Annotated in this window: 28 protein-coding genes; 15 read left to right on the forward strand and 13 right to left on the reverse strand. The window is 62.6% G+C overall.

Annotated elements, in window-relative coordinates; translation table 11 throughout:
* Nucleotides 1-61 precede the first annotated feature (61 nt).
* Nucleotides 62-1,762, forward strand: coding sequence for a PucR family transcriptional regulator (locus BMY91_RS16405; RefSeq protein ID WP_256212790.1), 1,701 nt, complete (start codon nt 62-64; stop codon nt 1,760-1,762).
* Between the two features lie 33 nt (nt 1,763-1,795).
* On the opposite strand, the gene BMY91_RS16410 is transcribed toward BMY91_RS16405, so the two are convergent.
* The 4 genes from BMY91_RS16410 to BMY91_RS16425 all read right to left on the reverse strand — a co-directional run bounded on the left by BMY91_RS16410 (nt 1,796) and on the right by BMY91_RS16425 (nt 6,748).
* Nucleotides 1,796-4,150, reverse strand: coding sequence for a glycoside hydrolase family 65 protein (locus BMY91_RS16410; protein ID WP_090823796.1), 2,355 nt, complete (start codon nt 4,148-4,150; stop codon nt 1,796-1,798).
* A 31-nt stretch (nt 4,151-4,181) separates the two neighbouring features.
* Nucleotides 4,182-4,913: an HAD family hydrolase gene (locus BMY91_RS16415; protein ID WP_090823798.1), complete on the reverse strand. Its 732-nt coding sequence runs from the start codon at nt 4,911-4,913 to the stop codon at nt 4,182-4,184.
* 8 nt (nt 4,914-4,921) lie between these two features.
* Nucleotides 4,922-5,923 (reverse strand): LacI family DNA-binding transcriptional regulator, encoded by a 1,002-nt coding sequence (locus BMY91_RS16420; RefSeq protein ID WP_256212791.1) that lies wholly within the window; start codon nt 5,921-5,923, stop codon nt 4,922-4,924.
* Between the two features lie 207 nt (nt 5,924-6,130).
* Entirely contained in the window at nt 6,131-6,748 is a 618-nt protein-coding gene (locus BMY91_RS16425; RefSeq protein ID WP_090823802.1) for an alpha/beta hydrolase, read from the reverse strand.
* Between the two features lie 26 nt (nt 6,749-6,774).
* Here BMY91_RS16425 and BMY91_RS16430 point away from each other — a divergent pair, with 26 nt between their 5' ends.
* The gene (locus BMY91_RS16430; protein WP_090823804.1) at nt 6,775-7,224 is read left to right on the forward strand and encodes a helix-turn-helix transcriptional regulator; all 450 of its coding nucleotides are present in this window, start codon (nt 6,775-6,777) and stop codon (nt 7,222-7,224) included.
* 10 nt (nt 7,225-7,234) lie between these two features.
* The gene (locus BMY91_RS16435; protein ID WP_090823806.1) at nt 7,235-7,636 is read left to right on the forward strand and encodes a VOC family protein; all 402 of its coding nucleotides are present in this window, start codon (nt 7,235-7,237) and stop codon (nt 7,634-7,636) included.
* Nucleotides 7,637-7,668: 32 nt separating this feature from the next.
* Here BMY91_RS16435 and BMY91_RS16440 read toward each other — a convergent pair whose 3' ends face one another.
* The 3 genes from BMY91_RS16440 to BMY91_RS16450 all read right to left on the reverse strand — a co-directional run bounded on the left by BMY91_RS16440 (nt 7,669) and on the right by BMY91_RS16450 (nt 10,298).
* Nucleotides 7,669-8,814 (reverse strand): glutamate--cysteine ligase 2, encoded by a 1,146-nt coding sequence (locus BMY91_RS16440; protein ID WP_090823808.1) that lies wholly within the window; start codon nt 8,812-8,814, stop codon nt 7,669-7,671.
* Between the two features lie 42 nt (nt 8,815-8,856).
* Nucleotides 8,857-9,309, reverse strand: coding sequence for a hypothetical protein (locus BMY91_RS16445; protein ID WP_090823809.1), 453 nt, complete (start codon nt 9,307-9,309; stop codon nt 8,857-8,859).
* 215 nt (nt 9,310-9,524) lie between these two features.
* Nucleotides 9,525-10,298, reverse strand: coding sequence for an ANTAR domain-containing protein (locus BMY91_RS16450; protein ID WP_090823812.1), 774 nt, complete (start codon nt 10,296-10,298; stop codon nt 9,525-9,527).
* 272 nt (nt 10,299-10,570) lie between these two features.
* Here BMY91_RS16450 and BMY91_RS16455 point away from each other — a divergent pair, with 272 nt between their 5' ends.
* The 6 genes from BMY91_RS16455 (at nt 10,571) to BMY91_RS16480 (ending at nt 15,910) form a co-directional block, all read left to right on the forward strand.
* The gene (locus BMY91_RS16455) at nt 10,571-10,903 is read left to right on the forward strand and encodes a hypothetical protein (protein ID WP_256212792.1); all 333 of its coding nucleotides are present in this window, start codon (nt 10,571-10,573) and stop codon (nt 10,901-10,903) included.
* Nucleotides 10,904-10,962: 59 nt separating this feature from the next.
* Nucleotides 10,963-11,205: a hypothetical protein gene (locus BMY91_RS16460; RefSeq protein ID WP_090823814.1), complete on the forward strand. Its 243-nt coding sequence runs from the start codon at nt 10,963-10,965 to the stop codon at nt 11,203-11,205.
* Nucleotides 11,206-11,777: 572 nt separating this feature from the next.
* Nucleotides 11,778-12,575 (forward strand): DeoR/GlpR family DNA-binding transcription regulator, encoded by a 798-nt coding sequence (locus BMY91_RS16465; protein WP_090823816.1) that lies wholly within the window; start codon nt 11,778-11,780, stop codon nt 12,573-12,575.
* Nucleotides 12,572-13,564 carry a 1-phosphofructokinase family hexose kinase gene (locus BMY91_RS16470; RefSeq protein ID WP_090823818.1) on the forward strand — a complete coding sequence of 331 codons (993 nt, stop codon included), beginning with the start codon at nt 12,572-12,574 and terminating at the stop codon, nt 13,562-13,564. The genes BMY91_RS16465 and BMY91_RS16470 overlap by 4 nt, the downstream gene beginning before the upstream one ends.
* Nucleotides 13,561-15,591 carry a PTS fructose transporter subunit IIABC gene (locus BMY91_RS16475; RefSeq protein WP_090823820.1) on the forward strand — a complete coding sequence of 677 codons (2,031 nt, stop codon included), beginning with the start codon at nt 13,561-13,563 and terminating at the stop codon, nt 15,589-15,591. Before BMY91_RS16470 ends, BMY91_RS16475 begins: the two co-directional genes overlap by 4 nt.
* A gap of 40 nt (nt 15,592-15,631) precedes the next feature.
* Nucleotides 15,632-15,910, forward strand: coding sequence for an HPr family phosphocarrier protein (locus BMY91_RS16480; protein ID WP_090823822.1), 279 nt, complete (start codon nt 15,632-15,634; stop codon nt 15,908-15,910).
* Between the two features lie 110 nt (nt 15,911-16,020).
* On the opposite strand, the gene BMY91_RS16485 is transcribed toward BMY91_RS16480, so the two are convergent.
* Entirely contained in the window at nt 16,021-16,977 is a 957-nt protein-coding gene (locus tag BMY91_RS16485) for a DNA topoisomerase IB (protein ID WP_090823824.1), read from the reverse strand.
* Nucleotides 16,978-17,020: 43 nt separating this feature from the next.
* Complete coding sequence (locus tag BMY91_RS16490) at nt 17,021-17,500, reverse strand: Dps family protein (RefSeq protein WP_090823826.1); 480 nt, start codon at nt 17,498-17,500, stop codon at nt 17,021-17,023.
* A 316-nt stretch (nt 17,501-17,816) separates the two neighbouring features.
* Between BMY91_RS16490 and BMY91_RS22950 the strand changes: the two genes are divergently transcribed.
* The 4 genes from BMY91_RS22950 (at nt 17,817) to BMY91_RS16505 (ending at nt 19,804) form a co-directional block, all read left to right on the forward strand.
* Nucleotides 17,817-17,987 carry a cytochrome c-type biogenesis protein gene (locus tag BMY91_RS22950; RefSeq protein ID WP_139244934.1) on the forward strand — a complete coding sequence of 57 codons (171 nt, stop codon included), beginning with the start codon at nt 17,817-17,819 and terminating at the stop codon, nt 17,985-17,987.
* A 300-nt stretch (nt 17,988-18,287) separates the two neighbouring features.
* On the forward strand, nt 18,288-18,800 hold the full coding sequence (locus tag BMY91_RS16495; protein WP_090823828.1) for a DUF6328 family protein: 513 nt from the start codon (nt 18,288-18,290) through the stop codon (nt 18,798-18,800).
* Nucleotides 18,793-19,482, forward strand: a complete 690-nt coding sequence (locus BMY91_RS16500) for a DUF6766 family protein (RefSeq protein WP_256212793.1) — start codon at nt 18,793-18,795, stop codon at nt 19,480-19,482. The genes BMY91_RS16495 and BMY91_RS16500 overlap by 8 nt, the downstream gene beginning before the upstream one ends.
* A gap of 55 nt (nt 19,483-19,537) precedes the next feature.
* Nucleotides 19,538-19,804, forward strand: a complete 267-nt coding sequence (locus BMY91_RS16505; RefSeq protein WP_090823830.1) for a DUF7218 family protein — start codon at nt 19,538-19,540, stop codon at nt 19,802-19,804.
* A gap of 29 nt (nt 19,805-19,833) precedes the next feature.
* On the opposite strand, the gene BMY91_RS16510 is transcribed toward BMY91_RS16505, so the two are convergent.
* Nucleotides 19,834-20,700 (reverse strand): non-homologous end joining protein Ku, encoded by an 867-nt coding sequence (locus BMY91_RS16510; RefSeq protein WP_024819116.1) that lies wholly within the window; start codon nt 20,698-20,700, stop codon nt 19,834-19,836.
* A gap of 38 nt (nt 20,701-20,738) precedes the next feature.
* Here BMY91_RS16510 and BMY91_RS16515 point away from each other — a divergent pair, with 38 nt between their 5' ends.
* On the forward strand, nt 20,739-23,294 hold the full coding sequence (locus tag BMY91_RS16515) for an ATP-dependent DNA ligase (protein WP_090823832.1): 2,556 nt from the start codon (nt 20,739-20,741) through the stop codon (nt 23,292-23,294).
* A gap of 58 nt (nt 23,295-23,352) precedes the next feature.
* On the opposite strand, the gene BMY91_RS16520 is transcribed toward BMY91_RS16515, so the two are convergent.
* Together BMY91_RS16520 and BMY91_RS16525 are read right to left on the reverse strand one after the other, a co-directional pair.
* Complete coding sequence (locus tag BMY91_RS16520; RefSeq protein ID WP_090823834.1) at nt 23,353-23,613, reverse strand: hypothetical protein; 261 nt, start codon at nt 23,611-23,613, stop codon at nt 23,353-23,355.
* Between the two features lie 71 nt (nt 23,614-23,684).
* Nucleotides 23,685-23,885, reverse strand: coding sequence for a hypothetical protein (locus BMY91_RS16525; protein ID WP_090823836.1), 201 nt, complete (start codon nt 23,883-23,885; stop codon nt 23,685-23,687).
* 245 nt (nt 23,886-24,130) lie between these two features.
* On the opposite strand from BMY91_RS16525, the gene BMY91_RS16530 reads away from it, so the two are divergent.
* The gene (locus BMY91_RS16530) at nt 24,131-24,922 is read left to right on the forward strand and encodes a putative protein N(5)-glutamine methyltransferase (RefSeq protein ID WP_218143856.1); all 792 of its coding nucleotides are present in this window, start codon (nt 24,131-24,133) and stop codon (nt 24,920-24,922) included.
* Nucleotides 24,923-24,977: 55 nt separating this feature from the next.
* Here the strand turns inward: BMY91_RS16530 and BMY91_RS16535 are convergent, their stop codons facing one another.
* Nucleotides 24,978-26,393: a DUF2130 domain-containing protein gene (locus BMY91_RS16535; protein ID WP_090823839.1), complete on the reverse strand. Its 1,416-nt coding sequence runs from the start codon at nt 26,391-26,393 to the stop codon at nt 24,978-24,980.
* Between the last annotated feature and the right edge of the window lie 3 nt (nt 26,394-26,396).

Below are 26,396 nucleotides of genomic sequence, written 5' to 3' on the forward strand. Positions count from 1 at the left end.
TTGCGCTCTACATGTGAATTCCTCCACAAGATAGAACTTTGACTTGTGATAACGTCCAGCTATGGATAGAGCAACGCCGCTCCCTGAGCCGCAACCATCCGAGCGCGCCCCCTCCGGAATGCAGCAATCCGGGATGCAGCAAACCACGGTGCGGTTATCCGACTGCATCCAGCTCATGCAGGCAGATCTGGTGCATGCCAACCCCACGCCGGAGAACCTGGGGCACCCCGTATCGGACGTGCTCATGTACGATCCCCTGGACCACTGGTCAAGCGTGGATGACCGCATCATCCTCGCGGTGGGGTGTACCTACGGTTCCCCCGATTTCGATCAACTCCTCCACAGGGCCGCGAACAGCAACGCAGCGGCGGTGGTGGTCAAGGCGCACGGCGCCCGGATGGAGGAGTTGCGTTCCGCGGCCGTCCGGCACAGCCTGTCCGTGCTGGTGGCTCCGGACAACGCAGACTGGACTCGCCTGGTGGCACTGGCCCGGGCCTCTGTGATGGGTGCTGCCGCGGACTCAGTTTCCGGGGTCAGGCTGGGCGACCTTTATGCTTTCGCCAATGCTGCTGCCTCCATCACCAACGGCGCGGCCAGCATTGTGGATCCGCTGGGCCGCATCCTGGGCTACTCCACGCTGCCCGGGCAGCCCATCGATGAGCTCCGGCGCATCACCACCCTGACACTGCAGGAAACCACCCAGCCGGCCTTCGACCAGGACTTCAAGATTGTCTACGCTGCCCCGGGAGCGGTGCTGGTGCCGGCGCCCGACGACGGCATGGCCCGCCTTGCGTTGGCCGTGCGGGCAGGCGGTGAACTGCTGGGGTCCATCTGGATCATCGATCCAGGAGAAGAAAAGCGCGCCACGGCACTGATCGCCCTGGATCGGATGGCACCCCTGGCCGGGCTGCACATGCTCCACGCCCGTTCGGCCTCGGACTTCGGTGAGCGGCGCAACGCCGACCTCATCCGGACGCTCATGGACGACACTCCCCACGCCTCGTTCGCCGCAGCGCAGCTCGGTCTCGACACCGCCAACGGCCTTGCGGTGGCAGCCTTTTCGATCGTCCGTCCGGAGACCGGAAGCTTGGAGTCAGTGCGTGAAATCCACCGGCTGCTGCACCTGGTGACCACCGTTTGCAACGTCCAGTTCGGCACCAGCCACAGTGCCCTGATCGGTTCAGTCGTCTATGCCCTGCTGCCTGGCACCGGGGCCTCCCCGCGGGCCCTCCACGGACGGATCATCCAGGAGATTGAGGCGTACTCGCACACCATCAGTTCCTTCCCGGTGATCGCGACCGTGGGCGGAATTGCCGTGGGCGTAGAGGACCTGCCCCGGTCCAGGTCCGAGGCACTTCAGACCCTGCACCACCTGCTGAACCTGAGGGCCGGGGCCGGGAAAACCAAGGCCGCAAAGGGGAAGGCGCCCGGCGTTGCCCTTTTTGAAGACTTCCAGATCCCGCTGAACCTGTTGAAGATCGGCGAGTTCATCGAGGAAAACGGGCTTGCCGGAGCGGATGAGATTGCCAGGATCCAAGCCCACGACGCCGAACAGCAAACCGACTACCTGGACACGCTGAGGGCCTATCTGGCCTTCAACGGAAACATCTCCGCCATGGCCGCGGAACTCCACGTGCATAACAACACGGTCCGGTACCGCGTGGCCCGCCTGGCCGAGGACTTCAACCTCGACTTGGCGGACCCGCAGAAACGGCTGTGGCTATGGCTGCGCGTGACCACCATGGACCTCGCGGCCACGTAGCAGCTTCGCATCGGACCAGCCCGCCGTCCTTCGCTACCGGATGATGGGGAGTCCCGCCGTCGGGAAGACGCTGGGGAAGATCGACGGCGGTGGGACCGGGACAGTTTCCAGCGGCACTGTAACGGTTTCAGAACCCACCGTGACGCTGTAGTCCCGCACGTGAATGGCCAGCGGTTCGTCGCTGTAGTCCGGCCCTGTTACGAGCGTCAGGGCGATGGATCCCTGTTTCAGGTCCACGGCCAGCAGGCGTCCCTGAACCTTAAGCGTGAAGGACAGGCCTTCCCACTCCACAGGAAGCCGGGGATCGAAGCGCAGCATCTCGCCTTGGTCGCGCATGCCCGCGAAGCCGCACACCAACGAGCTCCAGATGCCGCCGGTGGAGGCAATGTGGACGCCGTCGATCGTGTTGCCATGCGAGTTGTCCAGGTCGATGAACAGAGCCTCGGTAAAGTGCTGCAGCGCAACATCGCCATACCCAACCTCGGCCGCCATGATGCCCTGCACGCAGGCGGACAGGGTGGAGTCGCCGGTGGTGATGGGATCGTAGAAATCGAAGGCGCGCTGCTTCTCCTCAGCGGTAAAGTCCTGCCACTGCAGGAACATCGCCAGCACCGTATCGGCCTGCTTGAGGACCTGGTGGCGGTAAATCACCAGGGGGTGGAAGTTCAGCAGCAACGGGTACTTGGATTTGGGAGTGTTCCAGTCCCACGGCTCCAAGGTCATGAAGTCGTTGTCCTGGCTGAACACCTGCAGGTGCGGATCGTACGGGAGCGACATGCGCTCGGCTGCCTGCCGCCACACCATGCGCTCGGTGTCGGCGATCCCCTCGTGCTCCAGCGCCGCGGCGGTACGGAGGTTAAAGCGCGCCATGACGTTGGTGTACAGGTTGTCATTGACCACGGCGGTGTACTCATCCGGTCCAGTCACACCATGGATGTGGAACATGCCGTCCTTGCCGAAGAAGCCCAGCGATGCCCACATGCGCGCCGTCTCGATCAGCAGGTCGGCACCCAACTCCCCACGGAAGGTGTCATCGCCACTGGCCCACTGGTAGCGGTTGGCTGCGAAGGCGATGGCTGCGGCGATGTGGAACTGGGCGGTACCGGCAGCGTAGTAGGCGCTGGCTTCCAGGCCATTGATGGTGCGCCACGGGAACAGCGCACCATCAACGCTGAGCTCCTTGGCGCGAACGCGGGCGTCCGGCAGCATGGCATGCCGGGATTCCAGCACCTTCCGGGCTCCACACGGGTTGGTGTAGGTCAGGTACGGCAGGAGGTAGATTTCCTGGTCCCAGAAGTAGTGCCCCTCGTACCCGGACCCGCTCACACCCTTGGCAGGAATGCCCGCCACACCGGCGCGTGCAGTGGCCTGCGCCAGCTGGAACAGGCCCCAGCGCACGGCCTGCTGCATCTCCGGCTGACCCCCGATGGAGATGTCCGCCGTGGTCCAGTACTGCTGGTAGTGCGCCTCGCTCTGCGCCAGGATCTCGCCGAAGGACACCAGATTGGCTTCCGCGTCAGCGGCAAGGCTCTCCCCGCGGTCCTCGGCGTCAGTGGAACCGGCCACCACGTAACTGACCGTTTTCTCCAGACGGAAAGGGTCGCCGTCGTGAATTGCCAAAACGTAACGTACGGACGATTCGTCTTCCGCCACCAGCGTCTCGAAGGGCTGGCCTTCGGCGGAAATCCAGTGGTCCACGGCCATGGCGACGCGTTGGCGCGACTCCGAGGTCTCCCATGCGAGGCGGAGCGAACCGTCGGCACCCTGCAGGTGCAGCGGCAGCAGCACTCGGCCGGCGTGCCGGCCGGAGCGGCGCGGGTCATGGACCGAGTGGTCCTCCACAGGCTGGTCCTGCCGGTTCACGACGCCGGACGTGATGTCTGCGGATACGTCACGGTCCGCGGAGACGGACAGTTCCAGGCCAAGGCAACCGCGGGAATCGAACCCGACCGCGCGGCGCTCAACCGTGGTGACGGTAGCGCCCGAGCGACAGGCCCAGGTGATGCTTTCCTCATAGATGCCTGTGGAGAAGTCCACGCTGCGGTGGTAATCCACCACAGTGGACTCGCCCAGGCTCAGGGCCTCGCCGTCAATGGAAACCGTGAAGTTGTTGGCGTCCGGAACGTACACAATCCGCTGGCCCGTGCGGGCAAAACCGTAGGCATTTTCTGCGTGTTTGATGTCCCAGATCTCATGAAAACCGTTGATGAACGTGCCGGGAAGCTCGCCATCCCCCGTGGTTGAATGCGAGCCACGGATGCCAAGGTGGCCGTTGCCAAGCGCGAACAGCGTTTCCAGCGTTCCCTCGTCACCGGGGACGTGGATGTTTTCCACGAGTTTCCAGGGCTCGCAGGGGAAGCGCAGCCGATCGGAGCTGATGAGTGCCATGGGCTGATGAAATCCTTCGAAAAAAGTAGGGTCAGAGAAGATCGTTGAGGTCGTCGACCACCAGTGTGGCGCCGGCGTCCAGCAGGGTTTGGCGGCCTGCCCCGCGGTCCACACCGATCACGGCGTAAAAGTTGGCGCCCGCTCCGGCCTGCACACCGGAAACTGCGTCCTCCACCACGATGCATTCCTCCACAGGCACGTCCAGAAGGCCCGCTGCGTAGACGTACGTTGCCGGGTCCGGCTTGCCGGGAAGCCCGACGCCGGCCGCCACCTGTCCGTCCACCACCACCTCGAAGTGGTGGTCAAGGCCTGCAGCCTTCAGCACGGCGGGAGCGTTACGGGAAGAGGACACCACGGCCACCTTCAATCCCAGCTCCACGGCGGCATTGATGAACTTGACCGAACCTTCGTATGGCTCAACACCGCGGGAGTTCACAATCTCATTGAAAATGGCGTTCTTCCGGTTGCCCAACCCCTGCACGGTCTGGTTGTCCGGGTGGTCATGGACCGGACCTTCGGGCAGCGTGATGCCGCGGGACGCCAGGAAATCCCGGACGCCATCGAAGCGCGGCTTTCCATCAATGTGGTCGAAGTAGTCGCTCTCCTGGTAACCCTGGGGATGGCCCGCCTCTGCGAGATAGCCGTCGAACAGTTCCTGCCACGCATGCTCGTGCACCACGGCAGTTGGCGTCAGCACGCCGTCGAGGTCGAACAGCAGCGCAGTGGCGCCAGTCCAGGCATTACGAAGATCAGTCATGTGCATTGTTCCGTTCAGCGCTTGTGGCGCGTGGTCTTGCGTTCGATGAGCTTGGTATCGAGCAGGTGGTTGGAGGGTTGATGGGGGGATTCAGGATTCAACAGGTGTTCACACAGCAGGTTTGCCGCGAAGGCACCTTGGTCGGCAACGGGCTGCGCCACAGTGCTCAGGCCAAGGAACCAGCTCATGGGGTGGTCGTCTATACCGATGACAGACACGTTCTTGGGCACGGAAAAGCCATACTCACGGAGCGCGGTCAACGCACCGAACGCGGCTTCGTCGCAATGGGCGAACACTGCCGTGGGCCTTGCACCGCGGGTGATGAGTTCAGTCATTGCCCGCCGGCCGTCGTCGATGCTTGGCCCGACACCCACCACGGAGTCCGGGTGGACGGTGAGGTGGTGTTCATCCAGCGCACGCCTGAAGCCACGGAACCGAGGGGTCTCAGTCACAACGGAGTGTTCATTGCTCGAGAGAACGGCCAAGTCCCAATGGCCCAGCCCCAGCAGGTGTTGGGTTGCCTGCCAGGCCGCATGCTCGTCATCGATACCTACATTGTCCCACGGAACATTTCCCATCCCCACGCTGGCTACCGCCAGCCCGGAGGCTTCCAACGCTTCCACTTCTCCGGGGGCGAGGTCAATATTGAGCAGGAGCAGGCCATCCACCCTCTGGGCCAGGTTCTCCAGGTCCGCAAAGAACTGCTTCCTCACGCTGATCTTGTTGCGCAAGCTGATGAGGACCGTGTCATAGCCGGCATCGCCAAACACTTCCTCTGCCGCTTCCACGGCCTGGGCGAAAAACCAGGCCGTGGCCGTCGGGGCGACGATGGCCACCGATCCTGTGGTTCCGCCTGCCAGCCTGGAGGCTGCGGCCGATGCTTTGTAGCCCAGTTTGCTGGCGGCTTCCGCCACCTGTCGCTGGGCCTTCCCGGAAACGTTGGGGAGGTTCCTCAGTGCCCGCGATACCGTGCAAATGGACAATCCGGAGAGGACGGCGACGTCCTGGATTGTCACTCTGTGAGTCCTAACCATGCAACACGGCCTCAACCCTTTCCCTACTCGCCTGACGCCTTTGCGCATGTCCCGAAGCGGGCCACCAGCCAAAAGTGTAAGCGCTTACAATTTTGTCATTCAATAGAGTGCCGACGAATACGAAATTGTGACGCGAATCTCACCGGGAGGTTGATTCCCGGGCGCGGATGCCTTCTAATCCCCGGCGGATTAAGCCAAGACGTAGTACTTAAGGAAGGCACTGACGTCCACCAGCTCCGGCGGCTCGATCCTGTGCCCCATGCCCGGATACGTCCGCGCGGTCAACGCAACGTTGGCCTGAAGCCACTCCTTGGTGTGCGCAATCGCATCCTCATTGATCACAGGATCAGCCTTGTCCCTCCCCCAGAAGAACGGAGGCGGTGCGTCAAAGGATTCACTCAGGGCCAGGAGGTCGTTGTCCATCACAAAGCCGGACAGGCCAACGGTGGCTTTGAAGTCGTTCGGCCGCAGGCGCAGGAGCGTACTGGCCATGGCCATGCCCTGCGAATAGCCCAACAGGCTCACGCTGCTGTGGTTTTTCTTTACGGAATTGATCCAATCGAACACCCGGTTGGTGGAGGAAATGACGTCCGCGAAATCGTTGGTGAGGAAGTAATCCAACAGAAACCAGCCGTAGTGATCGCCGATGACCTTGGGCCCGCGCAACGCTGCACAGGTGAACTGGTCCGGCAAGTGCGGAAAGAGGTCCACCATGCGCTGCTCACTGGTGCCATAACCGTGCAGCATCACCAACAACGGGGTGCCCGCGCGCTCATGTTCCGGCTTCGACCACACCACTGAATCCATGGGCACGAGCCTAGTAGACTGACGCCATGACTCCGCAGGAACTGGCCAACCTGGCCCATCTGCGGCGCGCCCGCGACTTCATCGATCGCGAATATGCGCGTCCTTTGGACGTACCCACCATGGCCGCCGGCGCCCTGATGTCCCCCGCGCATTTCTCCCGCCAGTTCAAGGCTGCGTACGGCGAATCTCCGTACAACTACCTCATGACCCGGCGGATCGAGCGGGCCATGGCCCTGCTTCGCGCGGGAACCAGCGTCACGGACGCCTGCATGGAGGTCGGCTGTACATCGCTGGGCTCCTTCAGCACGCGCTTCACGGAAATCGTTGGGATCAACCCGAGCGAATACCGGTCCCGCGAGCATGAGGCCGTGAAGGCCATGCCCAGCTGCATCGCCAAGCAGCACACCCGGCCGGACCGCAACGGAACACCAAACCTGAGCAGGATTGAAGAAGCGCCCTCCGCACAGCTGCAATAGCGTGTGATTCATGAACATTTCACTGAAGTACGCACACGTCACTGTCAACGATGTTGATGAATCCCTCGCCTTCTACCGCGACGCCCTGGGCTTCGAAGTCCGCAACGACGTCGGCTCCGATGGGCAGCGCTGGGTCACCCTGGGCAGCGATGCCCAGCCGGACTTGGAACTGGTCCTGTCCCCTCCGCACGCCGGTCGCTCGCAGGCCGACGGCGACGCGATCCAGGAACTGCTCACCAAGGGCGTCATGCCGATGCTTGTCTTCACCACGGATGATCTTGACGGTACCTTCGAGAAGCTCCGCGCATCCGGCGCCGAAGTCCTTCAGGAACCGATCGACCAGCCGTGGGGACCGCGCGACTGCGCCTTCCGCGACCCGTCAGGCAACATGATCCGCATCAACCAGGGCTGATTTACCGGGCTGCTTAACAGGGCGCCGGCCGGCTAGAGACTGAGCAGGCCGGCGTCGGACAATTCGCCGTCTTCGTGAGTGGACGCGATGGCGGCCGAGACGACGTCGGACAACCGCAGACGCCGGCTGAAGGCCTGTCGTTGGAGTCGCTCGCCGGTTCCCCGGCGCAGAATATTGGCCACTCCGGCGCGGGCGAGCGCAAAATCCCCGGCTGCGGTCAGGGCAGTCCTGACATGCCGGAGCAAGGCGCTGGCCACTTCAGCGGCCGGATACGGCCGCTGTTCAAGCGGGTGGAGCACATGGTTGTTGACGCCAAATCGGCTCGCCTTCCAGTTGGCCATCCGCAATACCTGAGTGGGCATGGCCGACGCCGGAACTCCCCTATGCCATTCGTCCGCCGCGGTCTCCACCAAAGCCCTGGCAATGACTGCAATGGTCAGGGCATCTTCTGCGTAGAGGCAAACGTCAGCAATCCGGACCTCAACAGTTGGGTGGCCCCGGGACAGGCGTGCGTCGAAGTAGATCATGCCTTCATCCAGCGGGACTCCCGTGCCGAGAAGCGCAGCAAGCACGGAACGGTAGCCGTCTGCCGAACCGAAAACGTCCATGGGACCAGCCGTGGGCCACCTGTTCCAGATCTGCGTTCGGTAACTCGCAAAGCCTGTGTCCGCACCCATCCAATACGGGGAGTTGGCGCTCAGTGCCAACAGCACAGGAAGCCAGTGGCGCATGCGGTCCAGGACCGCGACACCTTCGTCGGGAGACTCGATGGAGACGTGGACGTGGAAGCCACACGTGAGCTGCTCGCGGGCTATCAGTCCAAACTCGTTGCCCATGGTGGCGTACCGCCGGTTGCCGGAGGTTGGCGTCGCGTGGAATACCGGTGGCGTGGCCAACGCCGCAACCCGTGCTCCCAACGCCCTGGCCGCAGCATCAGCAGCAGCTCTCCCGTGGCGGATTTCCGTCCGCAGTTCAGAGGCAGTTCCGCAGGGCCGCGAATTGACCTCGACTTGTTCCTGCTTGAACTCGGACTTCAGGGTCAACGCCTCCGTGCCTGACTCCTCGCTGAGCCCACCATCGGTGGCTGCAACGTCCAGGAGGTCCGCCGCCAAGGCCAAAGGGGAGCCATCCGCGGGATCCGCGATCAGAAGTTCTTCCTCAACGCCAAAGGTACGCATTGCCACCACTCCCACTTGTGAGTTATTCAGAGCCGGCGGTCATCAAACGTGGCGGGGAACCTCCATTTGGAAACCGCAACGGCAATGCAGCACCTGGGTCTGCAGGTAGACCTCCAACAGATTGGGGGTCTCCGGATCGTCAGTGGTCCGGGGAGCCTCAATCACGCGCTCAGTGGGACGGCCCAGCGTCATGGGCTCACCACAATGTGTGCAGCTGAACCAGAGTCCGGCTGCGGAAGTGGACAGAAAGTCCCTTTGAATCTCCGGTGTCAGCGTGTCCAACCGGACAGCGTGGGCATAGAAGGTGTCGCATTCGCTGCAGGTGTAGCTGACGTCGACAACTGTCGACTCACGTGGCTCAGCTTCCACCACTGTTTCCACGAAAATGTAGGAATCCGTGGCGCAAACAGTGCACCACGGTTGAACCCAGGCAGGGGCACTTGCGGGTTCCGCCCCTGGAGCAGGTTTCGGGACGGGAAGGGATCCAAGCGTCATTGCCATTCTCCTTTTACTCTCCAAGGAGCCTGCAGGTGTGCACGCGGCGAGCCGGCCGATGGCGGCCACGGCTGAAAGGTGCAGTTCTTGGACCATCAGGGATGGCGCCAGGTCAGGAGACTCCAAGGGCTATCTGCTTAACCCACCTAAAATGTAGTTCACGGTGGCGTACGTCACAAGTCATGGGTTCGCTGGCTGTCGCCAACCCGTTGGGATCAGGGTTCGAAATGGGCCATGGGCGCCTGCTTGGCCACACTCGTGATGAGCGATTCGGCCACGTCCCGGAGTTTCTGGTTCCGGGTACTGGACGCTTTCTTGAGGATTTGGAATGCCTCGTCCTGCGTACAACGGTTTTGTCCCATGATGATTCCGCAGGCGAGATCGATGACCGTGCGTGTCTGCATGGCAACCTGGAGGTCCTCAGCGTGCTGCTGCTTCACGCCAATGCGGACAGCCAACCGCAGCGAGCGCTCGGCCTGGCTGGCGTAGAGCTCGCAATTGAGGATGGTTGCCGGGTCGAAGACCTTGGCTTGAGGGGCAAAGAAGTTCAGAGCCGCAGTGGCGCCCTCGTCCAGCTCCAGGGGAACGCAAAGAGCTGACAGGTGCCCGCGCTGCGCGATGACTGTGCAGTACTCGGACCAGCGGTCTTCGATGGACGTGTCAGGAACGTGCACGGTCGCATGGCTTCGCATTGCCTCCAAGCAGGGACCATCGCCATATGCCTGCTGGACCTCGTCGATCAGTCTGGCCTCATGGGTGCTTCCTGCCACCGTGGCAGTGCGGCGCCGGCGACTCAAGGTGATGCCACAGAGCACGTTCATGCCCACGGCCTCGGACACAGCGGCCGCCGAGAAAACCGCGAGTTCATTCAGGAATCCACCTACGTCATCACTGTCGATCACGAGGTCCTGCAGCTGCTCGGGCACCGAAACATCGTCGGGCGCAGAGACAGAATCAGGCGCCAAAATATCGATGTTCATTTCATCCATGCCTTAGTTTACGGTCGTCCAACCCCTGCCCGTCACCCCCATAATGACTGGCCATAGAATCCTTGCATATGCGGTGCACCTATGTGCACAATCTAGCTAAAGTTCCCATCAGAGGACCTTGCTTTCAGCTCAAGCAGACGGGCGACCCGCATTTGATGCAGAGGTACATGCCCATGCCTGCCCAGCCAGCGTCCAGAGTTCCGGACGAAGCCCACCAACCGCCTGACGAGCCTCTTTGGTGTGCGCACTGCGACACGGACAAGCATCTTCTGGTGAACTCCATCCAGTCCCACTATCCCCCCGCTCCCAACATGGTGGACGTCGCCTACGAATGCCACGCCTGCAGGTATTCCTACCGGCAGATTTCGTCCGTCCAGAAAGTGGCCGCGGTGCTGAACCGCCCCGGAGCCCAGCAAGGAGTGCTTCAGTTCGGCGGGCAATACCTGCACTGCGGCGAACCAATGAAAACCAGGAGCTGCGAGCTCCGGAGGATCCAGGCGCCCCTTGTGCTGAAGCCCGGCAGCAAGTTGCGGATGTACGAGGTACTGATCAACACGCGCATTCTGGGATGCCACTGCGGCTTCCGCATGGAAATCCCGGATTGACCCCGGGGCCGCGACACGGGGAACAAGACCACAGTTTTGGAGCTACCTGGAGGTAAAGCATGGACGCAAAACCACAGACGACGGACCCCTCCGTCCCGGGCGCCAGGCCCGAGCAGCCCAGCGCGCAGTCCGGACAGCCCAACGCCCAGTCCGGACAGCCCAGCGCCCAGCCTGGGCGCGCCGGCTTCCAGTCCGGACAGCCCAGCAAGCCCAGCCTCCCGGATCCGCCGGACCCGGACAACCTGCCCATTGATTACCTCCTGCCCCACCATTCCACCAGCAGACGGAGCGCACACTCATGAGCGAATTCCCGCCGGACCCCTCATATCCTGATCCCACCCGGGACCCCAGCCCTGACCCAACCCGCGAGCCCGGGCCAACACCAGAGCCGGTCCCCTTGCCGGAGCCGGGGCCGTCACCCATCCCGGAGCCCACTCCGGACCCCTCATATCCTGATCCCACCCCGGGCCCGACGGTGCCACCGCCGGGACCCACTCCCCTGACATAGGAAAGGCCCCGGCCCCCTCGCACGAGGCAGCGCCGGCGGTTCACACCTGCAAGGCCGGATCCTGGCAAATCCCCCAGTCAGGATCCGAACGAGGGCATGTCGCGCTACAGGGAGCGCGGCATGCCCTTTGCTGTGCCCGGGAGCGGCTGTGCCCAGGAGCGGCTGTGCCCGGAAGCGGCGAGTGCTGTGTTCAGCTGCGGCGGACGGGACCTTGGCGCACCCACCACACGGTCAATCTTTGTTTATGTTGGTTTCTATTGACTTACCAACGCAAACAAAGATAGAGTCAAGCAATTCCACATCGTTGTGACAGCAGTCACGGCAGTGGCTGCACTGAAATCTTGGCTTTACCGCAATGGAGGGTAAGTGTTCGCAGAAGAGCGCCAGCAACTGATCTCCGCACTCGTCGCAGAGCGCGGACGGGTGAGCGTGACAGACCTCGCCGACCGTTTCAGCATCACCACCGAGACCGTTCGCCGCGATCTGGCAGCCCTCGAGGTCTCCGGCGGCCTCCGGCGTGTCCACGGTGGCGCCGTTCCTTCGGACCGCCTGAGCACCCGGGAAGAAAGCATCCTGGAGCGTGCCGTCCAGCGCCAAGTCGAGAAACTCCGCATCGCCAACGCAGCCTTGGCACTGATCCCCGAACTCAGCAGCGGCAGCATCCTCCTGGACGCCGGTTCCACCACGGAAACCCTTGCGGATCTACTGGCCCAGCGGACCCCGTCCGCCAACGCCAACGGAAACGACGAACTGGTGGTGATCACGCACGCTATTCCCATCGCAGGCAAGCTCTCCTCCACTCCGGGCATTGCGCTCCAAATCCTCGGCGGCCGTGTCCGCGGACTGACGCAGGCCGCCGTCGGGCAGTCCACCGTGGAAGCCGCTTACCGCTTGCGTCCGGACATCGCCTTTGTTGGAGCCAACGGGATCCACGCGACCTTCGGGCTCAGTACGCCCGATCCCGAGGAAGCCGCCGTCAAGGCTGCCTTCGTCAAGTCAGCCCGCCGTGTGGTGGCCCTGGCCGATTCGTCCAAGCTGGACGCCGAAACCCTGGTCCAGTTCGCCACCTTGAAGGATGTTGACACGTTGATTACAGACAACCAGCCCTCCGCAGAGCTCGCCGCAGCTTTGGCCGATGCCGGCGTAGACCTGGTGATCGCATGATCGTCACCTTGACGGCCAACCCCAGCTTGGACCGCACGGTGGAACTCCCCGGCGCCCTGGCCCGCGGTGAAGTACAGCGCGCTGTTGCCGTACACCAGGAGTCCGGCGGAAAAGGCGTCAACGTCTCACGCGCACTGGTTGCCTCCGGCCTTGAAACCGTGGCCGTCCTTCCGGGCGCAGATTCGGACCCCGTCCTTTCCGGACTGCACGACGGCGGCGTGCCGTTTGCGGCGCTGCCCATCGGTCAGGCGCTGCGCAGCAATGTCACGCTCACCGAACCGGATGGCGTCACCACCAAGATCAACGAACCCGGCCCGGAGCTGAGCGGTGAACAGCAGGAAGCCCTGATCGGGCTGCTGCTGGAGCGCTCCCGTGGCGCCAGCTGGGTGGTCCTCGCGGGATCGCTCCCACCAGGAGTGCCCGCGGATTTTTACGCCACAATCACGCGTCGGCTTCGGTTGACCGCGGATGGTACGGCCGCACCCGGCATCGCCATTGACTCCTCCGGGGCACCGCTTGCGGCGGCCTTGGTGGGCGATGCCTCAGGAAAGCCGGACCTCCTCAAGCCGAACGCGGAAGAGCTCGCAGAGCTTGCCGCCGCTGCCGGTTTCGCCAATGTCTCCACAGCTGACGAACTGGAAGCGGACCCGGCCAAAGCCGCCCAAGCCGCTGCCGCCGTCGTCGCCAGCGGTGTGGGCGCTGTTCTGGCAACACTCGGGTCCAAGGGAGCAATCCTGGTGACGGCGGACGGAGCATGGCTCGCCACGCATCCGCCCATCAAAGCCGTCAGCACGGTGGGCGCCGGGGACTCTGCACTGGCCGGATACCTGCTGGCTGCAACCCAAGGTGGCTCCGCGCAGGACTGCCTTCGTCAAGCCGTGGCACATGGTGCCGCTGCTGCTTCCCTGCCGGGCTCCACTGTCCCGGCAGTCCACCAAACAACCCCAGACGCCGTAACCATCACGGCCCTCCAGAAGGACTCACAGTGACCCAGCTGATCACACCCCAATTGGTCACCCTCGACCAAAACCTGGGCGACTCCCCTGCCGACGTCATCCGCGTCCTGGCCGGCAAGGTTGCCGCCGCTGGCCGGGCTTCCGAGGTGGAAGGCCTCTTTACGGATGCCTTTGCCCGCGAGCAGAAGACCGCAACCGGTGTGCCTGGCGGCATCGCCATCCCGCACTGCCGCTCCGCAGCCGTCACGGAACCCGCCCTGGCCATGGCCCGCCTTTCGCACAGGGTGGACTTCGGCGCCAAAGACGGCCCGGCTGACCTCATTTTCTTCATTGCAGCTCCGGACGGCGCAGACCAGGAACACCTGAAACTGCTCTCCAAGCTGGCCCGTTCGCTGATCAAAAAGGACTTCACGGCAGCACTGCGTGCGGCGTCTTCCCCTGAAGAGATCGTTGAACTGGTTGATGGCGCCTTGGCCGACAAACCGGCCGCTGCACCTGCCGCTGCTGCGGCCCCCGCAGCAGGCACGACGACGACCTCCGCACCAAAGCGCATCGTCGCCGTGACCGCTTGCCCCACCGGCATTGCGCACACGTACATGGCTGCCGACTCGCTGGTGGCCGCTGCCAAGGAAATGGGTGTTGACCTCCAGGTGGAGACCCAAGGTTCCTCCGGCGCCAAGCCTCTGGACCCGGCAGTGATCGCTGCGGCAGACGCGGTGATTTTCGCCGTCGACGTCGATGTCCGCGGCAAGGAACGCTTCGCCGGAAAACCGGTCATCAACGCCCCCGTCAAGCGCGGTATCGACGAGCCCACCAAGATGGTCCAGGAAGCACTCGCCGCCGCAGAGGACCCACATGCACGCCGGGTTCCGCACTTCGGTGCCGAGGAGCAGGCAGAGCGTGCCGAGGAGGAAAAGGGCGAGCACATCGGCCAGAAGCTGAAGCGCGCGCTCCTCACCGGCGTCTCCTACATGATCCCGTTCGTGGCCGGTGGCGGTTTGCTGATTGCCCTTGGCTTCCTCATGGGCGGCTACCTGATCACCAACTTCGCGGACAAGATCGTTGTGGATAACAGCATCTTCAACCTGCCCACCGAGTTCCCCGAGAATGCTTGGGGACCCCTTGGTGCCTACATTGGCGCGGTCCTGTTCAAGATCGGTGCGCTCTCCCTCGGGTTCCTTGTTCCTGCGCTGGCCGGCTACATCGCCTACGCCATCGCCGACCGCCCCGGTATCGCCCCCGGCTTCGTAGCGGGTGCCGTGTCCGGATTCATGGGCGCAGGCTTCCTCGGTGGCATTGTCGGCGGCCTCCTGGCGGGCTACGTGGCCTACCAGATCGGCAAACTCGATGTCCCGCGCTGGCTGCGCGGCCTCATGCCCGTGGTGATCATTCCGTTGCTCGCATCCCTTGTGGCATCCGGACTCATGTTCCTCATTCTGGGCCGCCCGATCGTGGATTTGACCAACGCCCTCAACGCCGGTTTGTCCAGCCTGACGGGCGCCGGCGCAGTGGTCCTCGGGATCATCCTGGGACTCATGATGTGCTTCGACCTCGGTGGTCCTGTCAACAAGGTTGCCTACGCATTTGCTGTTGCAGGGCTCGGCGCCGCGAGCGTCACCAACCAGGCACCGTGGCAGATCATGGCGGCAGTCATGGCCGCCGGCATGGTTCCCCCGCTTGCCATGGCCCTGGCCACGGTTCTGGACAAGAAGCTGTTCTCCCTGGCAGAGCGTGAAAACGGTAAGGCCGCCTGGCTCCTGGGCGCATCGTTCATCTCCGAAGGTGCCATTCCGTTCGCTGCGGCCGATCCGCTTCGCGTCATCCCGGCCAGCATGCTGGGCGGTGCAGTAACCGGAGCTCTGTCCATGGCCTTCGGAGTCACGTCCAAGGCTCCCCACGGCGGCCTGTTCGTGTTCTTCGCTATCGACAACTTCCTGTTGTTCTTCCTCGCGATCGCCGTTGGCGTGGTAATCACCGCGCTGTCGGTCATCGCCCTCAAACGTTGGGCTGTCAAGAAGCCGGTAGCTGCGGAACCCGTTCCGGCAACCGCCAGCGTCTAGACTTCCCACAAAGCCACCCACCACCACAAAAGGAGCTCCAATGCCAGAACGTACAGCAACCATCGCAAGCCGTGTGGGCCTCCACGCCCGCCCGGCCGCCATCTTCGCGGAGGCAGCCGGCGATCTTGACCTCGACGTCACCATCGCACGTCAGGGCGAGCCCGCCGACGACGCCATGGACGCCGCCAGCATCCTGTCCCTGATGAGCCTGGGTGCGGCCCACGGCGATGTGGTGGTGCTGCGCGCCGAGGGCGAAGGGGCGGACGCCGCCTTGGACAGCCTGGTGAAGATCCTCGAAACGGACCACGACGCCGAGTAGGGGCACCAACCCCTCAGCGACACGCAAAGAGCCTGACGGCACCCGGATGTGGGTGTCGCCAGGCTCTTGGCGTTTCACTTGGCGGATGGTGCGCCTCTGAAGAGGCTCGGCTAGCCCGTTTCGCCGTTCAGATAGGCCGCAATCGAGGACTCCGTGGGTTTCACGTCCTTCAACTCCCCTTCGAGGTAGCCCTCGATGATCCGGGGGTCCACATAGGAGGAGCGCGCTACCGAAGGAGTATTGCCCAGGAGTTCAGAGGTCTCCTTGATGGCCCGCACAATCGCTTGCCTGGGCGTCCCTTTGTGGCCCGATTTGATGAGGCTAAAGGCCGCCGCAGCCGTCCCCCTCCACGTCCGGAAATCCTTGGACGTGTACGCCTCCCCAGCGATTCCCCGCAGGTACTCGTTGATCATGGAGGCATCGACGGTTACCCAAGTGCCGTCGGACAGATAGGCCAGCAGGCGTTCCTTTCCCGGCCGCTCCACCAGTGGTTCCAGGAACGCTGCCAGCGCGGGATCGTGGATGGACGTGTCCCACAGCTGACCACTTTTGCCGGGGAACTTGAGGAAAACGTCCGGCCCCTCCACGCGGGCATGCCGGCAGCGGAGGGTGGTGAGCCCGTAAGAGCCGTTTTGCTTCATGTAGATCTCTGAGCCCACCCGCAGGGCACCCAGGTCCATGAACCGCACGGCGGCAGCAAGGGTCTGCTGCCTGGGGTCCTCCGAGTCCTGGAGATGCACGGTAACGTTGCGGCGTACCGCAGGCAGCACCAAGCCCAGCTTGGCCGCCCTGATGAACTTCTCGGTGTCCTTCCGCTCCCGCCAGCCCGGGTGGTAAATGTATTGGCTACGCCCCGCAGCATCCACACCTGTAGCCAGGATGTGCCCATGTTCGAAAGGGCTGATCCACACATCGGTCCATGCAGGCGGGATCGCCAGCGCACTGATGCGCTGGCGATCCTCCTTGCTGACCAGACTCCCGTCGGGGTGGCGGTAGCTGAACCCTTTGCCTACTCTTCGCCGGACAATGCCGGGCTTGGAGAGGTCGCTTCGCTTAAGCCTGGGCATGGTCTGTCTGCCTTGCTCGCAAGCAGCCGGGGCCGGGTTTCTGCTAGGCCTCGTCCGGGTCCGTGACGGCTGCGCCGGCATTCATGATTTCCGCATTGATCATCCACACCAGTTGCTCCAGGCGGGAGATGAACGCGTGCAGCAGGTCCGCTGTGGTGGGGTCTTCCTCGTCTACCTGGTCGTGGACGTCGCGCATGGTCTGGACAGCGCGTTCCACACGGTCCGTGACCAGCTTGACGGCGTTCTTGGTGTTAACCAGTCCGGCTGGGAACTCCTCCAGACGGGTGCCCTTGGCGATGGTCGCGCTGCGGCCGTCAGGAAGGGCATGGAGCGCCCGCATACGCTCAGCGGTGTCGTCCGCAAACTGACGGGTGGCGAGAACCAGCTCGTCCAACTGCAGGTGGAGGTCCCGGAAGTTGGGCCCAACAATGTTCCAGTGAGCCTGCTTTCCCTGGAGCTGGAGCTCGATAAGGTCTGTCAGGACGATCTGAAGGTTGTCTGCAAGCTGCTGTGACGCTTTCATGTGTTCCTCTCTTGGACGTTCATCTGAGCGAAAAAATTTCGTGCCGGCGATGTAGCTCCGGCAACCGCCCAATCATCAAGTGACGACTTCCATTAGCCTTTCATAAGGGTGCTTAGTAGTACAATGAGGACAGTTGCTGTTCACGACCGGCGAACTCCCGCCCATTCGACGGAGGCCGGAACGCAATGGCGGCAAAGGCACTTGGGGCCGATAAATGCCCCTTGTACCGGCATAACTAAATCGAAGTAAGCAGGAATGCATAGTTGGGAACCGGCGACAATCGTCAATGATTCCCCCAGAAAGGAATGTGCTGACCATGAATACGCTTCTGATCATTGCTGGTGTAGTAGCAATTGTTCTCCTCCTTGTGGGTGGCTTCACCCAGGCCCTCAACTGGCTGCTATGGGTAGGCGTCATCCTGCTCGTCGTTGCGGCCATCGGCTGGCTGTTGAGCTACATGTCCGGCCGCCGGGGCCACACGGTCTGAACGCGTCACGTTCTCCCACGCACCGAGGCCCCCACGCGACGAGGCTCCGCGCCAGCGCCGGTCCCCGGCGTGAAACGACCTCCCGTGTGACCACCCGCCGCCCAAAAGCGCTACCGGTTGCTGAGGGCGGCGGCGGCGCGTTCGGGATCCGTGATCTTTCCTCCGATCCCCCGGTCTCTCCTCCTTGGATTGAGTTGATGCCCAATGAAACGCCGGGGGGCACGCTGACAGTACGACCGCCGACATTCCGACCGTAGCCCGGTGCACCGTCGGCGTCCATCACTACGCGGAGGTGCACCCATGGCAGAGCCGGAGCCGGCCCCCAGATTCGGCAGAAACGAATCCACCGAAGAACGGATGGACCGGAACTGGATGGAGTTGATCCAGGAACTGCGCGTCCTGCAAACCGGAGTGCAGATCCTGGGCGGCTTCCTGCTGACGCTGCCATTTCAGCCGCGTTTTGGGGATCTGGACGACTGGCAGCGAAGCCTCTACTTGACCAACGTGATGGTTGCCGCCCTGACAACCGTCCTCATTGTGCTTCCCGTCAGCGTTCACCGACGACTCTTCCGCCGGGGCCTCAAGGCCGTCCTGGTTTCCAGCGCGGACACCATTACCAAATGGGCGCTGGCTGGCGTTGCCCTCCTGATTACCGGCTCGGCATCACTGGTCTTCGACGTCACTGCAGGCAGGACCGCTGGATTGGTGGCGGGCGGCTTCATCATCCTGGTGCTGCTGGTTCTGGTGGTGGGGATGCCTCTGTGGCTCTACCGGCAGGGGATGCGCAGCAATGGTGAGCCCAAGGATGAGTGAGCCCAAGGATGAGCGAGTGGTGCTGAAGCGCATCAGGAACCATGGCTTGCTGCTGGCGAACGTGGGACTGTTCGTGGTGTTCTTCGGCGGGATGATCATTTCCGGCGCTGCGAGCTACAGCGAGGAACAGCAAACCCACGGCGGGCCGCCCGTCAGCATCCCCGAGTACCTTGCTACAGGACACTTCGTGGAAGCCGTCTTTGAGAACTGGGAGTCGGAGTTCCTGCAAATGGCCATGTATGTGGTCCTCACGGTCTTCCTGTTCCAAAAGGGCTCATCCGAATCCAAGCCCATGGACAAGGACTCCCCGCAAGATGAAGATCCGCGCGACGCCCGGAAGACCGACAAGACTCCGTGGCCCGTCAGGCGCGGAGGGTGGGTCCTGAAGGTTTATGAACACTCACTGTCCGGGCTCTTTGCCCTCCTGTTCCTGGCCTCCTTCACCCTCCATGCCATCGGTGGAACCGCCGCCTTCAACGAGGAACAGCTCAGCCATGGCCTGCCGCAGGTCTCCACTTGGGAGTACGTGGGCTCAAGCCAATTCTGGTTCGAATCCTTCCAGAACTGGCAGAGTGAATTCCTGGCAGTAGCAGTGCTGGTTGGAGCTTCTGTCTACCTGCGCGAACGGGGTTCGCCGGAATCCAAGCCCGTCGCCGAACCGCACTATGAGACTGGGACCTAGCGGGAACCACCATCTGCACAGAAAACATGCCACATCAGTGAAAGGAAAACGCACCGTGCCGGAAAAGAAGAATCCCAGCATCAAAGATCCCGAACTGTACGAAGAGCTTCGCGAGGATGGCGCATCCAAGGAAAAGGCAGCGCGCATCTCGAATGCCGCGGCCGCGCGGGGCCGCAAGGAAGTGGGCCGAAAAGGAGGAAAGTCGGGAGACTATGACGATTGGACGGTGGACAAATTGAGAGCCCGCGCCAAGGAACTCGGCCTCAAAGGTTATTCGGCCAAGAAAAAATCAGAACTCATCTCCATGTTGCGGAACCATTAGGGCCGCCATTGTGAATTGACGACGCCGGTTCACGCCTTTTTCTTGGCCCGCGCCTTCGGTTTACTGGCCGTTTTGCTGGCGGCAGCGTCGTCGTCGTCCGCTTTTTCCTTGCCGCGTTTCTTGTCCAGGCTGCGCTTGAGCGCCTCCATGAGGTCAATGACGTCGCCGCCTTCACCTTCACCTTCCACCACGCCAAACGTGGCCTCGGTGTCCAGGGCCTCGCCCTTCTCCAGTTTGGCCTCGATCAACGTCTTCAGCTGGGCTTGGTAATCATCGGTGTAGGAATCGGGGTCAAAGTCGTGCGCCATGGACTCCACCAGGGCGGATGACATTTCCAGCTCTTTGTCCGAGATCTTGATGTCCGTTTCGAGGGACGGGAATTTGGCCTCCCGGACTTCGTCACCCCACAAAAGCGCTTGGAGCAACAGGACGTCGTCCCGGACCCTTAAGGCCCCCAGCCGGGTCTTCTGCCGCAGCGCATACTGGACGATCGCTATCCTGTCCGTGTCCTCCAGCGTCTGCCGCAGCAACATATAGGCCTTGGGCGACTTGGAATCCGGCTCCAGGAAATAGCTGCGCTCGTACATGATGGGGTCCAGCTGCTCAGCAGGGATGAACTCCACCACCTCGATTTCGCGGCTGTTCTCCTCCGGTAAGGACTTCAACTCAGCTGCGGTCAGGACAACCGTGCGGCCCTCTTCTTCGTAGGCCTTGTCGATATCCTCGTACGCCACAACTTCGCTGCAAATTTCGCATTTGCGCTGGTACCGGATGCGCCCGCCGTCCTTATTGTGGACTTGGTGCAGGCCAATATCGTGATCCTCCGTGGCACTGTAGAGCTTCACTGGTACGTTGACCAGACCGAACGCGATAGATCCCTTCCATATGGCCCTCATGCACACAGTCAACAGCACAAGACAGCAGAGGAGAAGAGGTGGCAGGCAAGCAACAGGAGCGGGTGAACGTGGAAGGCCACGAGCTCACCCTCACCAACCTGGGCAAAATCATCTACCCGGAAACCGGCACCACCAAGGCCGAGGTGCTGGAATACTACGCCGCCGTGGCACCTTTCCTGATCCCCGCCGCTGCCAACCGTCCCGTCACCCGCAAACGCTGGGTCAACGGTGTGGGCACCGCCGAGCACCCCGGCCAGGTGTTCTTCCAAAAGAACCTTGAGGACTCTGCGCCCAAGTGGATACCGCGGGCCACCATCCACCACTCGGACCACAGCAACGATTACCCCATGGTCAACAACCTGGCCACGCTCACCTGGATGGCGCAGATCGCTTCCCTGGAGATCCACGTTCCGCAGTGGCAGGTGGACGCCTCAGGGAAGCCGCTCCGACCGGATCGCTTTGTGCTGGACCTCGATCCCGGCCCCGGCGCAGGCCTCCCCGAATGCGTGGAAGTGGCCAAGCTGGCCCGTTCCATCCTGCAGGACATGGGCATGGACCCGGTCCCGGTCACCAGCGGCAGCAAGGGCATCCATCTCTACACGGGGCTGGACGGGACGCTGAAGTCCGAGCAGGTCTCGGCCTTTGCCCACGAACTCGCCCGCGCTTTGGAGTCCGACCACCCTGAGCTGGTGGTCAGCGACATGAAGAAGTCGCTCCGCGCGGGCAAGGTCCTGGTGGACTGGAGCCAAAACAGCGGGAACAAGACCACCATCGTGCCCTACTCCCTGCGGGGCCGCGCCTTACCCACTGTTGCCGCACCGCGCACCTGGCGCGAGCTCGCCTCGGCCACGTTGGACCATTTGGACTACAACGCCGTGATGAAACGCGTCGCCACAGGGAAGGATCACTTCGCGTCCATTTCCGATCGGCACCTGCCGCCGCACGGGGAGGATGAGAAGGACGACGGCGGTGCTGCTGGAGGCAGTCCACGCACCGGCGTGCCCGGCACCTCCCGAGAAAGCGTGACAGTTCAGAACCGTCTCGCCAAATACGTGGGGATGCGCGATCCGGACAAGACTCCGGAACCGTTTCCGTCGTCGTCGGCTGCTTCTGCCTCCCCGAAATCCGCAGGCTCCTCCCCTGACCAGCCAAAGCCCGGCGACCCCCCGCCACCGGGCGGCATCTTTGTGATCCAGGAGCACCATGCCCGCCGCTACCACCTGGACTTCCGGCTTGAACATGAGGGCGTGCTGGTTTCCTGGGCCTTACCGCGCGGCGTCCCGGAAACCGTGGACCGCAACAACCTGGCCGTTCACACAGAAGACCATCCCATGGATTACGCAAACTTCGCGGGAGTCATTCCCAAGGGTGAGTATGGCGCAGGGACGGTCAGCATCTGGGATCGCGGCGAGTTCACCTGCGAGAAATGGCGTGACGGCAAGGAAGTAATCGCCACCCTCACGGGCCAGCCAGGTGGAGGACTACAGGGCACCAAGCGGTTCGCGCTCATCAATACGGGCCAGAACTGGCTGATCCACCTGATGAAGGAACAACAAGGGGGGCGGCGGGCAGCGCCGTCACATGGAACGCCGGCCGGCGCCCGGCCGCCCGTCACGGCCGCTCCCCAACCCATGCCGGACTACGCCCCCATGCTGGCCACCTCGGGATCCACAGCCGAACTCCACGGCGGCGATTGGCTGTTTGAACTGAAATGGGATGGAATCCGGGCGATCATCACGGGCACCGAGGGCAAGATCCGCCTCATGAGCCGTAACGGGAACGATCTCACTGCCACCTACCCGGAGCTCACGGACCGCGCGTGCTGGCCTGAAGGAGACTTTGTGGCCGACGGCGAAATCGTGGCACTCGGCAAGGGCTCCCGGCCTGACTTTGGGCGCCTGCAGCTCCGGATGAACCTGGTCAAGTCCGCAGACATTGAGCGTGCCCGGGCTTCGGTTCCGGTGCAACTCATGGTGTTCGACCTCTTGTACGATGACGGCACTGACCTGAGCGGCCTGCCCTTCAGCGAACGACGGGAGAGACTCACCGGGTTTATGGACCGTCTGCGCGCACCATGCCCACTCCATCTTTCGGCGGTCCTGGACCACGATGTGGAGGACCTCATGGCCAGCGCTGCCGAGCTCGGCCTGGAAGGCGTCATGGCGAAGAAGGCCGACAGCCGCTATGTCACCGGCCGCCGCAGCAGGTCATGGATCAAGCTCAAGCTGGAACAGAGCCAGGAAGTGGTGGTGGGTGGCTGGCGGCCCGGAGCGGGGGCTCGAAGCCAGACCTTTGGAGCGTTGCTGCTGGGCATCCCCGATGGCGACAAGCTGCACTATGTGGGAAGGGTGGGCAGCGGGTTCAAGGATTGGCAACTGCGGGACATCCTGGACAAGCTGGAGCCCCGGGTGGTGGCTGATTCCCCCTTCGCCGACATCCCCCGCGAGGATGCTGCGGGTGCCCAATGGGTGGAACCTGACCTCGTGGCCGAGGTGACGTTCGGCGAATGGACGGGACCCGGACGGCTGCGGCATCCGGTGTGGCGTGGGTGGCGCCCGGACAAGTCCCCGGACGACGTGAGCCAGCCCAACTAAGCAGCGGGTCGAGTGCTGCTGCTTGGTTGGGCTGGCTACGGGGTTGGTTCGGGTGGCGTCAGGAGGAGTGCGGCATTTGCGGACGGCTGGTCCTGTGGATCGCCGTCACTGCTGCACCTTGGCCCATGCGTCCGTGGGCTTGGTCGCGTTCCTTCGGGTGGCGGCGTTTGCCGTTACCGTCCGGCCACTGTTTGCCCTGGTCAACGCCCAGCGCAATCGCGACTGTTGCGGGTTCGGGCATCGGAGCCATGTCCATGGACTCCACCAAGTGGTTGGCCACCTCGGGATTGATGTTCTCGGCTGAGTGCTTGGCAGTCATGGTTCTTCCTTTCTGCAATGAAACGAAGGGATTTCAATACTAGGTGCGCCGGAGACTGTTGTCTGCAGCTTTTACCAGCGGACTTTCTTCTCCGTCTTGGCCTGCTTGCCGCTGGCGGACGTGGGCTTGTGGCCCTTGCCGGTGCTTTGCCAGCCAGCGGGCGCGCCACCGCCGGACTTACTGGCAAGCATTGCCCTCTGGGCGTCGGTCAGTTTGGACTTGATGCCGCCGGCGGCCGGCGTCTTGTTGCTGTCGGAAGGGTTGGCAGTCATGTGGACTCCTAAGAGGTGTGAAGTCCTGAGGAGACACTTATCCCATGGCGTTGCGGTTCGAGAAAAGGCTTCGACAACGGGAACGGCATGGAGGCAGAGCCTCAACAGGCGTGGATTTTTGTCAGGTCAAACGCAGCAGCATGCTCAGTGGCACACGCCGGTCTACTCAAAAATCAGTGTTCCCATGCTCTATACCCTAACCAACAAAAGAGAAGTTTGGGAACCCCTTGGCTAGCATGGCCACCATGACCCGGGGAACCGAGATTGCCACTGCCCTGCGTGCCGCAGGCTGTGTATTTGCCGAGGCCGAGGCCCAAGTCCTCATCGACTCCGCCACGCATCCGGACGAGCTCAACCGCATGGTGGCGCAACGCGTCCAGGGGCTGCCCTTGGAACACATCGTCGGCTGGGCCGATTTCTGCGGGAAACGCATGGCGGTGGGCCCGGGCGTGTTCGTGCCCCGGCGTCGCACGGAGTTCCTGGTGCGGCAGGCGGCGATGATCGCCACACTGTTACCCACCGAGCGCCCTGCCGTCATCGTCGATCTCTGCTGTGGTTCCGGAGCGATTGGTGCGGCACTCAGCGATCAGCTGGCGAGTTACCGGTTGCACGCGACGGACATCGAAGCGGCAGCGGTGGCCTGCGCTCGACGCAATGTGGAGCCACGCGGCGGGCGGGTCCACCAAGGCGACCTCTATGACGCGCTCCCCCTCGAACTCCGCGGAAGAGTGGACGTCCTGCTGGCAAACGCGCCGTATGTCCCTACGGAGTCCATTGGAATGATGCCGCCGGAGGCACGCCTCCACGAGCCGAAGGTAGCGCTCGACGGCGGTACTGACGGTTTGGCGGTTCAGCGTCGGGTAGCGCTGGGGGCGGCTCAGTGGCTTGCGCCGGGTGGGTTCCTGATTGTCGAAACTTCAGGGCAACAGGCGCTGGCGACGGCAGGGATCCTGGACGAAGCGGGGCTGCCTGCGCACGTGGTCTCAGACGAGGGATTGGATGCGACGGTGGTGGTGGGGTCACGAGTCAGGGAGTGAGGACCAAAGGAGAAAGCGAAGGCCGACACCTTTTCAGGTGCCGGCCTTCACTGTTTCAGTTGACGTCCCACCCTGCCGTCTTCGATGCCTCCAACTCGGCAAATTTGGTGGTCATTGTCGAGTTGCCTCGCGTGAGCTTCCTAATGGTGAGATCGTCGGCTTTGGCGTTCGCACGCCGCAGGTTGTCGGCAGACTTCTGCAGCGCCACTTTCGTCTTTTCCAGGTCCTTGATCGCTTCGTCGATGCGCTTGATCGCCTCCACGAAACCGTCCGAGGCGAGCCTCCAGTTCCGACCGAAAGCGTCCTTGAAATCGCTGATCTGCTGTTCGAAATTCGTGATGTCCAAGTTCTGCGCCTTGACCATCGCAAGTTCGGTCTTGTATTCGAGCGAATTCATCGCGGCGTTCCGCAGCAGCGCGATCAACTGGATGAAGAACTGCGGCCGGATGACGTACGTCTTCGGATAGCGGTGAGAGACATCGACGATCCCGGTGTTGTAGAGCTCGCTGTCAGGCTCAAGCAGAGAGACCAGCACGGCGTACTCGCACCCCTTCTCCGTGCGATCCTTATCCAGCTCTTTCAGGAAGTCTTCGTTCTTGTGCTTGGTTGCGGTTCCGTCGTTCTCGTTCTTCATCTCAAACATGATCGACACAATCTCAGTACCGGCACTATCGGAGTCGCGGAAGATGTAGTCACCCTTGCTCCCGGCCCGCGCATCGTTGTCCTTTTCGAAATAGGCAAGGGGAAAGGCTGTGGCACGGATGCGGTTGAACTCGGTCTCACAGTGCTGTTCAAGAGTTTCTCCGACCATCTTGGTCGACAGCTTTGCTTTCAGGTCCCGCAGCCGCTCGATCTGTTCTTCGCGGTCCTTGATCTGAGTTTCGTACTTGTCTTTCAGAGCCTTCTCACCGAGCTGCTTCTCGAGATCGGCCCGTTCAAGGCTGCTCTTGAGTTTGTCTCGCTCCTTTTCAACCGTGTTGACTGCTTCGGAGATCTCAAGCTTCTGCACGAATTCGGCAGCCTCGAGCTTCGCCTTGAGGTCCTGGATAGCGGAGTCCCTCTCCGATGCGGCCTTCTGAAGTTCGTTGGCGAGCTTCGCCTCAGCCAGTTCAACTGATGCCTGTTTCTCCTGCTTCGCCTGTTCGAGCTCCTTCATCAGCCCATCGCGCTCCCTTTCGACGGCACTAAGCGCCTCTGTTACGGCGAGCTTCTGTGCAACCTCACCAGCATCGAGCTTCGACTTCAGCTCCTGGATCTCAGCATCCTTGGCCGTCGCGATCTTCTGACGTTCGCTGGCGGACTTCGTCTCCGCGAGCTCGAGAGCAGTGGCCTTGTCCTGCTCTGCCAGTTCAAGCCGTTCGTTGAGCTGCTGTTCGAACTCAGCATCGCGAACCTGCTTGGCGATGTCGGCGTAACCGGCTTCGTCGATAGTAAATGTCTGTCCGCAGTGCGGGCACTTGATGTCATGCATGTC

Source organism: Arthrobacter sp. yr096 (genome assembly GCF_900108925.1).
Classification (GTDB): Bacteria; Actinomycetota; Actinomycetes; order Actinomycetales; family Micrococcaceae; genus Arthrobacter.

Excerpts from the sequence above, each read along its gene's own strand:
- BMY91_RS16405 (WP_256212790.1), top strand. The coding sequence starts at position 62 with ATGGATAGAGCAACGCCGCTCCCTGAGCCGCAACCATCCGAGCGCGCC.
- BMY91_RS16410 (WP_090823796.1), bottom strand. The coding sequence starts at position 4,150 with ATGGCACTCATCAGCTCCGATCGGCTGCGCTTCCCCTGCGAGCCCTGG.
- BMY91_RS16415 (WP_090823798.1), bottom strand. The coding sequence starts at position 4,913 with ATGCACATGACTGATCTTCGTAATGCCTGGACTGGCGCCACTGCGCTG.
- BMY91_RS16425 (WP_090823802.1), bottom strand. The coding sequence starts at position 6,748 with ATGGATTCAGTGGTGTGGTCGAAGCCGGAACATGAGCGCGCGGGCACC.
- BMY91_RS16430 (WP_090823804.1), top strand. The coding sequence starts at position 6,775 with ATGACTCCGCAGGAACTGGCCAACCTGGCCCATCTGCGGCGCGCCCGC.
- BMY91_RS16435 (WP_090823806.1), top strand. The coding sequence starts at position 7,235 with ATGAACATTTCACTGAAGTACGCACACGTCACTGTCAACGATGTTGAT.
- BMY91_RS16440 (WP_090823808.1), bottom strand. The coding sequence starts at position 8,814 with ATGCGTACCTTTGGCGTTGAGGAAGAACTTCTGATCGCGGATCCCGCG.
- BMY91_RS16445 (WP_090823809.1), bottom strand. The coding sequence starts at position 9,309 with ATGACGCTTGGATCCCTTCCCGTCCCGAAACCTGCTCCAGGGGCGGAA.
- BMY91_RS16450 (WP_090823812.1), bottom strand. The coding sequence starts at position 10,298 with ATGGATGAAATGAACATCGATATTTTGGCGCCTGATTCTGTCTCTGCG.
- BMY91_RS16460 (WP_090823814.1), top strand. The coding sequence starts at position 10,963 with ATGGACGCAAAACCACAGACGACGGACCCCTCCGTCCCGGGCGCCAGG.
- BMY91_RS16470 (WP_090823818.1), top strand. The coding sequence starts at position 12,572 with ATGATCGTCACCTTGACGGCCAACCCCAGCTTGGACCGCACGGTGGAA.
- BMY91_RS16480 (WP_090823822.1), top strand. The coding sequence starts at position 15,632 with ATGCCAGAACGTACAGCAACCATCGCAAGCCGTGTGGGCCTCCACGCC.
- BMY91_RS16485 (WP_090823824.1), bottom strand. The coding sequence starts at position 16,977 with ATGCCCAGGCTTAAGCGAAGCGACCTCTCCAAGCCCGGCATTGTCCGG.
- BMY91_RS16490 (WP_090823826.1), bottom strand. The coding sequence starts at position 17,500 with ATGAAAGCGTCACAGCAGCTTGCAGACAACCTTCAGATCGTCCTGACA.
- BMY91_RS22950 (WP_139244934.1), top strand. The coding sequence starts at position 17,817 with ATGAATACGCTTCTGATCATTGCTGGTGTAGTAGCAATTGTTCTCCTC.
- BMY91_RS16495 (WP_090823828.1), top strand. The coding sequence starts at position 18,288 with ATGGCAGAGCCGGAGCCGGCCCCCAGATTCGGCAGAAACGAATCCACC.
- BMY91_RS16500 (WP_256212793.1), top strand. The coding sequence starts at position 18,793 with ATGAGTGAGCCCAAGGATGAGCGAGTGGTGCTGAAGCGCATCAGGAAC.
- BMY91_RS16510 (WP_024819116.1), bottom strand. The coding sequence starts at position 20,700 with ATGAGGGCCATATGGAAGGGATCTATCGCGTTCGGTCTGGTCAACGTA.
- BMY91_RS16520 (WP_090823834.1), bottom strand. The coding sequence starts at position 23,613 with ATGACTGCCAAGCACTCAGCCGAGAACATCAATCCCGAGGTGGCCAAC.
- BMY91_RS16525 (WP_090823836.1), bottom strand. The coding sequence starts at position 23,885 with ATGACTGCCAACCCTTCCGACAGCAACAAGACGCCGGCCGCCGGCGGC.
- BMY91_RS16530 (WP_218143856.1), top strand. The coding sequence starts at position 24,131 with ATGACCCGGGGAACCGAGATTGCCACTGCCCTGCGTGCCGCAGGCTGT.
- BMY91_RS16535 (WP_090823839.1), bottom strand. The coding sequence starts at position 26,393 with ATGCATGACATCAAGTGCCCGCACTGCGGACAGACATTTACTATCGAC.